Genomic DNA, 13,706 nt, shown 5'->3' on the forward strand with positions numbered 1-13,706 from the left:
CGTTCTGTAATTAATACCTTCCGATCATAATCATCAACTGAACACTATCAATTCTGGCTGTTCTTGCTATTTACTCCATACGACACTCCTATTTTATTAAATCAACACCAAATAAAGGCCAACTTCTCCATTGTTTTCCTTATTAGAAATCCCCATTAATTTTTAATTTGCACATCGTTTTAAAATAGGGATAACCAAATTAGCAGCATGCAAATTAATTTTAAAAAAGAGGTTTTGCCTCACCTCTTAGGAATCGTTTCTTTTTATACCCTCGTTGTTTTATACTTTTCCCCAATCCTATTCGATGGGAAAATGATTTTCCAAAATGACATCCTCCAATGGGAAGGTTCTGCGAAAGAGGTATTGGATTTTCGTGAGGAAACCGGTGAGGAGGCCCTTTGGACCAACCGCATGTTTGGAGGAATGCCTGCCTACCTGATTAATACTGAATACCCAGGTGATATTTCCAGAGCTGTAATCTCCGTACTAACCTTGGGACTACCCCATCCAATCAATGGACTTTTCTTTGGGATGCTTGGCATGTATATCCTTTTGCTTTGTTTTAAAGTCAGACCTGAAATATCTGTAATGGGGGCCTGGGCTTTTGCATTCAACACCTTTAATATGCTCAGTCTCGAAGCTGGTCATAATGCTAAAATTTGGGCCATATGCCTGATTCCACTTATTCTCGCAGGAATTCATATGGCCTTCAGTGGCAAAAAGACATTAGGCTTCGCCATCACTGCTTTAGCTTTAATGTTGCAAATTCGTTTTAACCACTTACAAATCACTTATTATACCCTAATTGTAATCCTTATCTATGGAATAGGACAATTGGTTTATTACAGTAAAGAAAAAAGCTTGGCCGAATTTGGGAAAATTGCCGGACTTTTGGTTTTGGCAGGTGTCCTTTCAGGAGCTGGAAATGCCAATCGATTAATTTCGATTTTAGAATATGGAGACTACTCCATCCGAGGTGAAAAGACATTAGAAAGCAATACACAAAATGAAAGTGGGCTGAGCAAAGAATATGCCTTCAGTTGGTCGCAAGGCAAACTGGAATCATTGACCCTTTTGGCTCCTAATTTCTCTGGGGGCGCCAGTCAAGAAGACCTTGGCGAAGGCTCCGATACTGAAAAGGCCCTACAACAAAATGGTGTATCTGGTGCTCAGTTAAACAATTTCATCAAGGGCGCCCCGACCTACTGGGGAGACCAGCCTTTCACGGGCGGACCTATTTATGGAAGTATTATTATGGTCTTTTTATTTGTGATAGGAATCATTTACGCTCCAAAAAGGTACAGAAATATTTTTGTTGCAATCACCATAGTGTCTCTTATGTTGGCTTGGGGAAAAAACCTAGCTTGGTTCAATTACACCTTATTTGACCTATTGCCTGGCTATAATAAGTTCAGGGCAGTTTCGATGGCACTTGGAATCACTCTATTTGCCATTCCAGTCTTAGGCTGTATCGGATTGGAGAATCTTTTTGCCGAGCAGGACCAAAAGAAAAAATTAAAAGGATTTTTAATTGCCTTAGCCATTGTTGGTGGCTTAACACTGATCCTGATTTTATTAGCTGGAGCTTTTGGTTTCAAGGGAGCTGGAGATGCCAATTTCCCAGAATGGCTGACCAAAGCATTAAGAGCTGATAGAAAAGCCCTATTGCAAAAAGATGCCCTGAGAAGCTTGGCCTTTATTACCGCCAGTGGCCTTTTGATTTACTTGGCCATCAAGAAAAAAACAAGCTATTTATACGCCACTTTGGGAATATCCGTTATGGTCATTGCTGATGTCTGGACGGTCAACAAACGCTATCTTAACGATGGTTCCCTAAGAAAAAATCCTAGTGAAACATATTTTGCTCCAAATGGGGCAGATAAAAAAATCATGCAGGACAAGGGCTATTTCCGAGTGCTCAACTTACAAAATACTTTCCAAGAAGCCAGGACCAGTTATAGGTTCAATAGCATCGGAGGATACCATGGAGCTAAAATGCGAAGGTACCAGGACCTTATCGACAGGATATTGCAAGGGGAAATTGGCCAGTTTGTACAAAAAGCTCAAGAAGGTGATTTTGATTATCAAATTCTAAAAGCAGCAAATATGCTGAACACGAAATATATTATTGCTGGCCAAGCTGAAAATGCGGTATTCCAAAATCCCGAAGCCAACGGCCCTGCTTGGTTCCCTTCTGAAATCATCCCTGTAAATTCTAATGAGGAAGAAATAAAGGTTCTTTCAAATATGGACACAAAAATCCAAGCTACAGTCAACACAACCGAGTTTGAGGCAAAAGCTGGCGCAGGATCTGTCAAGCTAGTGAATTACAAGCCTAACGAGCTGAAATATGCTGTCAATGCCAGTAAAGCAGGCCTAGTAGTTTTCTCAGAGATTTACTATCCTGCAGGTTGGACAGCTAGGGTCAATGGGGAATCAGCAGATATTATCCGTACAAACTATTTGTTAAGAGGAATGATGGTACCGCAAGGGGAATCGGAAATCACCTTCAAATTTGAACCGAAGTCCTATTATCAGGGTTCTTTTATAGCAGTATCTTCCCAATATTTTATTATATTACTGTTACTAGCAGGAATAGTACTGCCGTATACAAATCAACCCAAATATGGAAGAGAAAGATAAGTATTTCAGTTACTACGACCGTTTTGATGATAATCCCAAAAAAGAGGAATTCGATATTGGCTACCTGCATATTTTGGAGAAATTGCTAGGTGCAGGATTAAAATCAGACCATAGTGTTTTAGAAATAGGCTGTGGTTTGGGAGAACTCAGCCACTTGATCGCCCAAAAAACCAAAAACGGTCATGTTCTGGGCATAGATATCAGCCCAAAAAGCATTGAAAAAGCTCAAGAACGCTGGAAAGATCAGCAAAACCTAAGCTTTAAAATCGCGGAAATGAAGGCCTATGAAAGCAAAGGGAACACCTATGACTTTTTTGTTATCTCCGAAATTTTACAGCAAGTTTCCAGGGACCGTCATTTTAGAATTTTTGAGGGAATCAGACGTCATTCCCATCAAGATTCCGTCATATTCATCAATCTGCCTACTCCTGAATTTTCAACTTGGAGAGCCGATAATGATCCTGAATCACTACAGTTTATTGAACCCGTAGTCAATATAGGTGATTTGATAAAAAGTATTACAGACAATGGCTTTTACTTGGAACAAAGTATGCCCTACTCTGTTTTTTATGAAGAAAATGATTTCCAGTATTTTATATTCAAATCACTTAAAACATTGAACGCTCCTACTCCTAAAAAGAAATGGGCGCTCAAAAAGGAAAAGCTGCAATTTAACCTGATGAATTTGCTGATGTAATTAGGCAGCGCCGACCAACTTTATGCTAAAATACAGTGTTATCATTCCTGCGCACAATGAAGCGCAGTTTTTACCGGGATTATTAGATTCATTGGCTCAGCAATCTTTGCTCCCTTCTCAAACAGTCATTGTTAATGACCATTCCACCGATAATACGGAAAAAATAATTGAGGAGTATATGGCCAAATTCCCTTGGATCTCCAAGGTAAACAGTCAGACCGAAGCCTCTAGATTACCGGGCAGTAAAGTTATTTCAGCTTTTGATAAGGGGTACAAAGCCCTTGAGAAAGGTTATGACTTTATAGTCAAACTAGATGCCGACCTCATCCTTCCCAAAGAATATTTTAAAACTATAGCAGAGGTATTCGAAACTCACCCAAAGGCAGGAGTGGTAGGTGGTTTTGCCTATGAAATGGAAGTTGGAGAATGGAAATTGAACCATCCAATGGGCAAGGATCATGTCCGAGGAGCCTTTAAATCCTACTCTAAGGCACTTTTTGAGCAAATGAATGGATTACGTTGTAGTATTGGTTGGGACACCATCGATGAACTGCTTTGTAGATACCATGGTTTTGATGTCATTACCCTTCCAGACCTTAAAGTTAAGCACCTCCGACCAACAGGGTCTTCATATTCCAAAAAGGCCAAATATATGCAAGGACAGGCCATGTACAAAATGCGTTATGGACTAGGCATCGCATTCCTTTCAATGGCTAAGGTAAGCATCAAACAAAAAAAACCGCTTTACCTATTGGACAGCATGATTGGTTATATTAAAGCTGCATATGGCAATACCGTACCAGTTGTCAGTAAAGAGGAAGGAAAGTTTATCCGTTCTTACCGCTGGAAAAACATCTTTCAAAAGATCAGCGGTAAATAAACCGATTTTTTATAAGTTTGATCACAAAATTGAAGGGCTACTCCCAAAGCATGGCAAATCCAATCATTCAGCAACTCAAAAAAGCACAAAACGACAGTATCCTACCCAACAAAAATTGGAAACGGAATAAAAGTGATGGACTGGAATACCTCCGTTATCGGATATGCAGGCCTTTGATCAAAGGGATATTTTATACCTTCCGCTGGTGGAACAAGCCTACACCATGGTTTGCTCCTTCTGCAGTGAATTTTCTCAAAGGATGGTTAAAAAAAGACATGATTGGTCTGGAGTTTGGCAGTGGGGCCAGTTCCAAATTCTTTGCCCAAAGGATAGAGAAACTGGTAAGTGTTGAACATCACCAAGGCTGGTTTGAGCATGTTTCAAAATGGTTCAAAGAAAACCAGCTAAATAATATCGATTATCGATTTATTGCTGAGGATCCAAGTTTTCGTACCAAGGAATTACCCTTATTCTTTGAAACCTTTAATTTAAAGGCTGGGGACTACTCCTTCAAACCGCAGTTCTGGAAATATTTTCATATAGCCAATGAATTTGAAAATGATTATTTTGATTTCATATTAGTAGATGGACGGGCTAGGGTGGCTTGTCTACTCAATTCTATTGACAAGTTAAAATCCGGAGGCTTAATGATTTTGGACAATTCTGATCGACCGAGTTATCAGTTAGCATTTAAAGTACTTGAAGATTGGGAATATTTTACCTGTACTACAGGACTTTCAGATACCACTTTTTGGATCAAACCGTAGAATATGGGGATCATCAGGAAACAATCTTCTCAAACTACTATCATTGCCTATGCAGGAATCCTGATAGGTTTTGTTGGTTCTGCCCTACTGCGCCCCAAAATATTAACTGAAGGAGAAATTGGTCTGCTGCAATTGGTTTTGAACACCACTGCCTTATTTGCCTCCATCTTCACCTTAGGCACCAACCTGACCACTTTAAAAATGGTGCCGGAATTCAAAAACAAACCGGAAAAGAAAAAGAGCTTTATTACATTTTCCCTTTTGGTGGGATTGGTGGGAACATTATTGGCCATCCCTACATTTTTAGCGACTAAGGACTTTATCTTCCAAACGCAGGACGGAGGATTTGAGGGATTCCATTATAATGGTACCTTCTATTGGGGGATATTAGTGGTCATTGGCTTTAGGGTTTTCCAGTATATCCTAGATGCCTATCTCCGTACCAATCATCAACCTTTGCCGGGTGTTTTTGCCGACAGCGTCATTCAAAAGTTCCTTCCTATAATTGGTTTAATAATTTTTTATTTCCAATGGATGGATTTCCAACAGCTGATTTATTTCAATTTGGCCATTTTTTTTATACCCGTAATGATCTCATTCCTCTTTCTGAAAAGAACAAAAGCATTTACTCTGGGCAAGCCAGGCCCCTTTACCCAGTCTGAAAAACGCAATATCGCTGGTATTTCGTCTTCTGGGGTTCTTGAAATTTTAAGTGGAGGACTTATACTGTATATAGACAGTTATATGATCCAATGGCTAATTGGTGAGGATGCTGTGGGGATTTATACAACCTTATTCTTTTTTGGAGTCGTAATCAGTGTTCCTGCTAAGGCCATCAGAAGAGTCTCCATCGTGACCATTTCTGAATCCATGGCCGAAGGAGATTATGCCAATATCCAGAATATTTACCGCAAAAGTAGTCAAACCTTATTGGTCATTGGAGGCCTGATCTTCCTTTGTGTCTGGGGTAACCGCTACAGCATAGGGGGCTATTTAGGAGAAAGCTATGCCCTCGCACTGCCTGTGCTGCTATTCACCGCATTGGCACAACTGGTGGACAATATAACTTCAGTCAATTACCAGATCATAGCTGTTTCAAAGCATTATTATTATAACCTATTTATGGGCTTCCTGACTTTAGCCCTATTGATACTTTCCAACTATCTATTAATCCCCAAAATGGGGGTTGTAGGAGCTGCCATGGCTTCACTTATCAGTATGATCTTGATCAATGGTATGCGTTATTGGTTCCTAAGAAACAAATACAATTTGTCACCATTTTCCTGGGAGAGTCTCAAAACATTGGCCATTATTGGAATTACTTGGTTAATCATTGATCTAGTGCCAAACATCGACAATATTTATCTTAATCTGCTAATTAAAGGTGTCATTGTACTCGCTCTTTATATCCCAACTGTTTATCTCTCAAAATGCTCACCGGACTTTAATGTGGTAATGGATAAATATTTGAAGAAATTTGCGATAAAATAAAAGCCTAAGCTTTGACACTTAGGCTCTAAATTTCATTATATCTTAAAGTCCAGCCACAACCCTTTTCAAACTTTCTTGCACCTGACCTGCTATTTCACCAAGTTCAGGATTTTCCACTGTTGACATGGAAGCTATTGGATCCACAGCTGCCACTTCTACATTGCCATTTTCCAATTCCTGAACCACAACATTGCAGGGTAAAAATACCCCAATTTTATCCTCTGCACCTATCGCTTTATGTGCAAAATTAGGATTACAGGCTCCCAGAATGCGATAATTCCTAAAGTCAACATCCAGCTTTTTTTTGAAAGTGGCTTTTACATCTATATCTGTAAGGACTCCAAAGCCTTCTGCTTTCAGGGCATCGGTTACATGGTCTATCACCTTATCAAAGCTGGTGTTTTGAAGCGTTTTATTAAAGAAATAAGTCATGGTTTTAGTTTTGGTTTGATTTAAGCTTAAAGTACAAAATAGCTCACTTCAAAACAGTGACCTAGGTCACAAAATACTGATGACCTTGAAATTCACTATCGAAAAAACTCATGAATCGCTTCGCAAACCCGCCTTACCTCTTTTTCTCCCAAATAGGGATGAAGGGGTAGAGAAAGTGTCGTTCGGGCCAACGCATTGGCCATGGGAAAATCCCCATATCCATTAAAAGCGGGAGTAGCTGAAACCGCCATAGGATAATGAATGGCAGTACTTATTCCCTGATCTGCCAGAAAAGCTTTTAGCTTATCCCTTTCTTCCAGCCTTATAGTAAATAGATGGGCATTATGATCATCTTTTAAAATCCCCTTAGGTACTATAATTCCCTTAAGATGTTGCAGATGCTCCAAATAAACCTCGGCAAGTTGCTTTCTTTTTTGCTGCCATGGTAATAAATAATCCAACTTCACATTCAAAAAACCAGCCTGCAAAGTATCAATTCTACTGTTCCTGCCTATCAATTCATGTATATCCCTTTCAGGTTGACCATGTGTCAATAATAACCTTAATTTTCTTGAATGAGTATCATCAGCAGTCAACATAAGGCCTGCTTCCCCTAAAGCGCCTAAGTTTTTGGTTGGATAAAAACTAAAACAACCAATATCGCCAAAGGCTCCAGCACTAATACCATTTTGAAAAGCACCAAATGCCTGAGCGGCATCTTCCACAACTTTGACACCTTTCGACCTGGTAATGGCAAGCAACCTTTCCATATTTACCATTTTCCCATAAAGGTGGACAGGTATGACAGCCTTGGTCCTTTTGGTGATCATCCTTTCCATTTGGTCAATATTGATTAGACCATCGGAATCCACATCGCAAAAAATCAGTTCAGCCCCCACCATTTTAACCACTTCAGCAGTAGAAACCCAGGTCATGGCAGGTACGATCACCTCATCCCCATCCCCTATTCCCAAGGCCCGCAATGCCAATTCCAAAGCATCTGTACCATTGGCACAAGCAATGGCATGCGGCATTTTCAAAAATCCAGCGAGACTTCTTTCCAACTCCTCTACCTCAGTTCCTGCAGAGAAAATCCCCTTTTGAAGCATCTCAGCAAACTTTGATTTCAGCTCATCAGCCAAATCCGCATGCATGCTTGCAAGCTCAAGAAAGGGTATTGATTTTTTCATCAAGTAATTTTGCTAGTTTTTTGGTCAATGTTTTTCTTTCAAACCTGCTTATATCTCGCTCTTTAGCTTTTCCAACATCAGACTCTACGTGATCTTCTAAAAATCGCTGAATGCTCCTTACAGATTCATGAGAAAACACTTTGCCTGCCCCTGCTTCCTGAATAATTTGGCTCGCATCACCTGCTGGATCTCCCAATGCCACGATACATCTTCCTGTGGCTATATATTCGAATAATTTACCAGGGATATTTCCTTTAGCATTTTTAGTATTGGTCAGGATTAATAAAAGCATATCTGCTTTTTCATAGAAATCAAAGACCTTTTCATGAGGCAAATACCCTGGAAACTCTACCCTTTCATTTAGCCAAGAATCCTTTTTAATAAATTGGGTCACCTTATCACTTACCCTGCCAACAAAAGTCAATTTTACAGCTTGCTTCTTTCCTTCAAAAGCTCCTTTAAAAGCCTTAAGAAATGGTATTGGATTTCTGATGGAATCAATAATCCCGGTATATACAATCTCAAAAACAGTTTCCCTGCGTTTTTGCTTATTAAAACTGTCTGGCAAATCTGCAGTATCAAAACCATTGGTGATTAGATCAATTTCCCTGTTGGCAATCTTGGCAATCTCTTCCTGAAAAGTAGGGGAAATGGTCACCACATTATCTGCCTCCCTAAATACAGATCTCTCCAAGCGCTCATGCCTCCTACGAATGGTCTTCATCATGGGCAATGTATCCAAAAACTCCCATGTGGACCAAGGATCCCTAAAATCTGCAATCCAGGGCAAACCTGATTTTCGCTTCAAATCCCTTCCTATTAGGTGCATACTATGAGGCGGCCCTGTTGTGATGATGGCTTGAATATTATTCTTTTCCAGTATATCTAATAAATAATTCACCGAAGGCTTTACCCAAAACACCCTAGGATCAGGAATCATGGCATTGGCACGCAACCACATGGAAGTCTGATCAAACCAGTTTTTATTCCGCTTTTCCATCAACTTGGATGGATCCGCTGCCCTTCCATTTTTCCTCTTTTTTAGAAACCTAAATACTCCATAAGGTTCCCAAATAGGGAACTTTATCACCTCCCAATTGGGAGATATTTCCTTAAGCATGGTTTCGTCCTTAAGTTCAAAATCTGGATTTTCAGGGGTAAAAATCACAGGTTCCCAACCGTATTCAGGTAAAAACTTGGCAAATTTCAGCCAACGTTGTACACCAGAACCTGCACTGGGGGGCCAATAATAAGTAATGATGAGTACCTTTTTGCTCTCTTCCATGAAACAAATATAAGCTTTTACGCGAGATTGCCCTCTGGTACAAAAGGCTACTTGGCAGTCAATTCACGGTACTTTTCTAAAATCAATGCATGCATTTTTTTTCGATCATACTTTGCCGTCACTTCAACATAAAGGTGATCTGCCAATGTTTGCATTGCCTCTCTTTTTACAAAGGCAAACTCAAGGGCTTCCTTAAGGACTCCTTTGTCCTTTACAGGAAATACCAATCCAGTTTTCTTATTGGTCACAATATCACTATTCCCCATGATATCTGAGCAGATAATCGGCAATTGCATGGCTCCTGCTTCCAATAATACATTTGGAAACCCTTCCCTATGTGAGGCATGGACTAGCACATCAGAAATGGCCATATAATGCTCCACATGATCTGACCAGTTTACTTGCACAATTCTTGGATGATCTTCGATCTTACGGATAATATCTTCTTCCAGTGGATTAAGATCTTGCTCAAAATCTCCCAACAGCACCAGTTTGGATTGATTGATAATCTTGGAGTTTAAAAAAGCATTTACCAGTTCTTCTATCCCCTTGTCCTTCACCAATCTTCCTACTGCCAAAATGATAAAATCATTCTCACCGGGCATCACCCGCATGGTTGCGGCAACCAAGTGATTTTCCTTTAAATTATCACGATTAAACCTTTCCAGGTCCACTCCATTAGAAGAACCATCTCCTAGAACCTCTACCTTTTCTGGCTTGCTGAGCTTTTCTTTCAAAATCAGGTCTTTCAGTGAATGGGCATTGGGCCAAACATGGTTAGCATTGCTAAAGGTCCACTTTTCCATGGTCTCCAAAAGCTTGCGCTTGCTATCTTTTGTCACCACATAGGGCATCCCCGCCACAGTATGTATACGGACTTTCACCCCTGCAAACTTTGACGCAATCATTCCGAGCAAACCTGCCTTGGGGGTATGTGTATGAACCACATCAGGTCGCTCTTGCTTAAAAAGTTGAATTAATTTCCAAAGACAAATTAAATCATGTATTGGTGTGATTTTTCTACTGAAAGGAATGATAACATGTTCACAGCCCTCTTTTCGCTTAATCTCATTAACTTCCTTTCCATCAGCACTTACCATCAACACCTCCCAGCCAGCATCTTTCAGATACTTCATTTGACCTGAAAGCAACAATTTCAGAGAGAGGGGAACGGTGGTTACACGGATTAATTTTGGCATCAACTTTTTCCTTTAAAAGTGCAAATATAAACCTAAAAAGTGAAGGTATATATCTTGGAGATGAATTATAAATACAACTTATTGTTCATCATCAAATATTCGACCAAAAATTCAAAAAGTAAAATAATGGTTGACAGCTGAATAGGTAGCTGCCAACCATTAAACATTTTATTTTAATCCTGCTGCCTCAAACAGTACCTCCACCGGATGCTGCGCTTTCCTTCCTGTACCATCAGCAATCTGGTGCCTACAACTCGTTCCTGGTGCTGCCACTATGGTATCCTCTGTAGCCTTTCTGACCGTTGGGAATAATACCATCTCCCCTACCTTCATACTCACTTCATAATGTTCTTCCTCATAGCCAAAGGAACCTGCCATGCCACAGCAACCAGACGGAATAGTTTCTAGGGTATAGTTTTCAGGCAAAGTCAATAATTTCTGCGTAAAGTTCACAGAACTCAGCGACTTTTGATGACAATGCCCATGAAGCAATACTTTCTTGCTTTCCTTGGTAAACTGATCCGCTGTGATTTTTCCTCTCATAACTTCCTTGGCCAGGAATTCATCTACCATCATGCTGTTTTGCTTCAGCTTTTTGGCAGCTTCAACCAATTCAGTTTTCACCAACCTAGGATATTCATCCTTAAAACTTAAAATGGCCGATGGCTCTACACCCACCAATGGTTCATCAATGTTGACCACATCTTTGAAAACCGCTACATTTTTGTTTGCCAAATTTTTGGCATGATCCAATAAACCTTTAGAGATCGCGCCACGACCACTTTCTGGATGTTCCCTCATGACTACCTCATAACCTAAATGATGCAATAATTTGATCGCCTTGATCCCTATTGCTGTATCATTGAAATTGGTAAATTCATCACAGAAGAAATTTACTCGGCCATTGGACTTTTCTGCTACTGGCAAATTACTGTAATGCTTTTTGTACCATTTTCTCAAATTCACCTTGGAAATGGTGGGCAATGATCTTTGCTCTGCCACACCTAGGATTTTCTTCATCATTCCACCAGTTGACTTGTTGGTCATCATGAAGTTTGTCAATCCAGGCACCAAGCTGCCAAGCTCATTGAGATTATTGATATATGCAAATGCCTTACTTCGCAAAGGCACTCCATTGGTCTTTTGATATTGGTAAAGGAATTCTGCCTTTAGGCTGGCCATGTCCACATTAGAGGGGCATTCAGAAGTACAGCCCTTACAGGAAAGGCAAAGGTCCATCACCTCCTTCACCTCTGGATGGTCAAAAGGATTCTCTTTAGTATTCTTGGTCAAAAATTCCCTTAAAGTATTTGCCCTTCCTCTTGTAGTATCTTTTTCATTTCTGGTAGCCATATAACTAGGGCACATGGTACCACCAGAAATAGGCAGTTTACGGCAATCACCAGAGCCATTGCATTTTTCAGCAGCCCTCAGGATTCCACCTACATGACCAAAATCCATGGCCGTGTCAAATTCAGGTGTGACCATATCTGGCTCATAGCGTAAGAAACTGTTCATAGGAGCAGTATCCACTATTTTACCTGGATTGAAAATATTATTGGGATCCCAGGATTTTTTAATTCTCCTGAACAACTGATAGTTCTCTTCTCCCACCATAATCGGTATAAAAGCAGCCCTTACCCTTCCATCTCCGTGCTCACCACTCAAGGAACCATCATATTTTTTCACCAACTTGGCTACGGCTTCGGTAATTTTATAAAAATCCTTCACATCCTCTGACTTTTTCAAATCCAAGATAGGTCGAAGGTGGATTTCCCCAGCACCGGCATGGGCATAATGCACTGGCTTCTGGCCAAATCCTTTCATGATCTCGCCAAATTCATCAATAAAATCCGCCAAATCATCAATATCCACAGCCGTATCTTCAATACAGGCCACAGCCTTTTTATCTCCTGGAATATTAGCCAATAAACCTAGTCCAGCACTTCTCAGCGCCCAAACATTTTTGGTTCTGTCACCTGTAATGATTGGAAAAGCATAACCTAATCCTGCTGCTTTCATCCCATCTATCATCTTTTGGGCATCCTTCAAGGCATCCTCTTCTGTTTGCCCCCTGAATTCAATCATTAGAATTCCCTCTGGATCACCTTCCACAAAATACCGGTTCTTGCTTTGTTCAATATTTTCTTTTGTACAATCGAGGATAATTTTATCCATCATCTCACAGGCTGTAGGATGATATTTCATGGCCAGCTGAGTGGCCTTCATACAAGCATGTATACTTTCAAAATGTGCCGCTACTACCACATCTTTTGGATCTGGAAGTGGATCAACATGAATTTTGATCTCCGTAGTAAAAGCCAAAGTCCCTTCAGACCCACACAGCAACTTACAGAAATCAAATTCCGTATCTGTATCCGAGAAAACTTCAGTTTCCAACAAATAGTCCACCGCATATCCTGTATTTCTCCTTTGGATACTGGATTTAGGAAACTCCTTACGGATGTTTTCCTGATGCTTTTCTACACTTAATTCCTCAAAGGCCTTCTTATAAAGATTACCTTCAAGATCATTTTGACTGCATTTCTGCTCAAATTCCTCTTTGGATATTTTCCCGAAAGTAGCTTCTGAACCATCACTGAGAATCGTATGGAGTTCCAAAGTGTGTTCTCGGGTGGAACCATAAATAATAGATGTCGTTCCGCATGAATTATTTCCAACCATCCCACCAATCATTGCCCGATTGGCTGTCGATGTAACGGGGCTAAAAAACAAACCATGAGGTTTCAAAAATGCATTCAGCTCATCCCTCACTACACCTGGTTGCACGCGCACCCAGCCTTCCTCCTTATTTAATTCTAAAATTTGGGTAAAGTGCTTTGAAACATCCACCACAATACCATCTCCCACACATTGGCCAGCGAGGGAAGTCCCTGCTGTTCTTGGAATCAAAGATGTTTTATGGCTATTCGCAAAATGGATAAGCTTTTTAATATCTTCTTTGGTTTTCGGCATCGCTACCGCCAAAGGTAATTCCCTATATACCGATGCATCAGTGGCATAAAGGGTTTTCATCAATTGATCGTAATATAATTCACCGGTTAATTCTTTGGCCAAATCAGCCAAAAAAGGTGACAAATTCTCTTGCTCCTTAGACATGC

General features: G+C 40.3%; 10 protein-coding genes. 5 read left to right on the forward strand and 5 right to left on the reverse strand.

Translation table 11 applies throughout. The annotated features are described in order from the left end of the window. Positions 1-207 precede the first annotated feature (207 nt). Genes H7U17_RS11590 through H7U17_RS11610 form a run of 5 tightly spaced genes read left to right on the forward strand, consistent with a single transcriptional unit; the run spans position 208 to position 6,478 of the window. On the forward strand, positions 208-2,643 hold the full coding sequence (locus tag H7U17_RS11590; RefSeq protein WP_186756885.1) for a YfhO family protein: 2,436 nt from the start codon (positions 208-210) through the stop codon (positions 2,641-2,643). Then, entirely contained in the window at positions 2,627-3,340 is a 714-nt protein-coding gene (locus tag H7U17_RS11595) for a class I SAM-dependent methyltransferase (protein WP_186756886.1), read from the forward strand. The genes H7U17_RS11590 and H7U17_RS11595 overlap by 17 nt, the downstream gene beginning before the upstream one ends. A gap of 22 nt (positions 3,341-3,362) precedes the next feature. Next, entirely contained in the window at positions 3,363-4,220 is an 858-nt protein-coding gene (locus H7U17_RS11600) for a glycosyltransferase family 2 protein (RefSeq protein ID WP_186756887.1), read from the forward strand. Between the two features lie 50 nt (positions 4,221-4,270). Continuing rightward, entirely contained in the window at positions 4,271-4,987 is a 717-nt protein-coding gene (locus H7U17_RS11605) for a class I SAM-dependent methyltransferase (RefSeq protein WP_186756888.1), read from the forward strand. A 3-nt stretch (positions 4,988-4,990) separates the two neighbouring features. Beyond that, positions 4,991-6,478, forward strand: coding sequence for a lipopolysaccharide biosynthesis protein (locus tag H7U17_RS11610; RefSeq protein WP_186756889.1), 1,488 nt, complete (start codon positions 4,991-4,993; stop codon positions 6,476-6,478). A gap of 42 nt (positions 6,479-6,520) precedes the next feature. Here the strand turns inward: H7U17_RS11610 and H7U17_RS11615 are convergent, their stop codons facing one another. From H7U17_RS11615 to H7U17_RS11635, 5 genes are all read right to left on the reverse strand, one after another. Then, the gene (locus H7U17_RS11615; protein ID WP_186756890.1) at positions 6,521-6,910 is read right to left on the reverse strand and encodes a DUF302 domain-containing protein; all 390 of its coding nucleotides are present in this window, start codon (positions 6,908-6,910) and stop codon (positions 6,521-6,523) included. Positions 6,911-7,005: 95 nt separating this feature from the next. Further along, positions 7,006-8,100 carry a DegT/DnrJ/EryC1/StrS family aminotransferase gene (locus H7U17_RS11620; RefSeq protein WP_186756891.1) on the reverse strand — a complete coding sequence of 365 codons (1,095 nt, stop codon included), beginning with the start codon at positions 8,098-8,100 and terminating at the stop codon, positions 7,006-7,008. Continuing rightward, positions 8,075-9,385 (reverse strand): glycosyltransferase family 4 protein, encoded by a 1,311-nt coding sequence (locus tag H7U17_RS11625; RefSeq protein ID WP_186756892.1) that lies wholly within the window; start codon positions 9,383-9,385, stop codon positions 8,075-8,077. The genes H7U17_RS11620 and H7U17_RS11625 overlap by 26 nt, the downstream gene beginning before the upstream one ends. Before the next feature lie 47 nt (positions 9,386-9,432). Next, positions 9,433-10,584: a glycosyltransferase family 4 protein gene (locus H7U17_RS11630; protein WP_186756893.1), complete on the reverse strand. Its 1,152-nt coding sequence runs from the start codon at positions 10,582-10,584 to the stop codon at positions 9,433-9,435. Positions 10,585-10,752: 168 nt separating this feature from the next. Continuing rightward, complete coding sequence (locus tag H7U17_RS11635) at positions 10,753-13,704, reverse strand: FAD-binding and (Fe-S)-binding domain-containing protein (RefSeq protein ID WP_186756894.1); 2,952 nt, start codon at positions 13,702-13,704, stop codon at positions 10,753-10,755. Positions 13,705-13,706: the final 2 nt, after the last annotated feature.

It is taken from the genome of Echinicola salinicaeni (assembly GCF_014280965.1).
Lineage (GTDB): Bacteria > Bacteroidota > Bacteroidia > Cytophagales > Cyclobacteriaceae > Echinicola > Echinicola salinicaeni.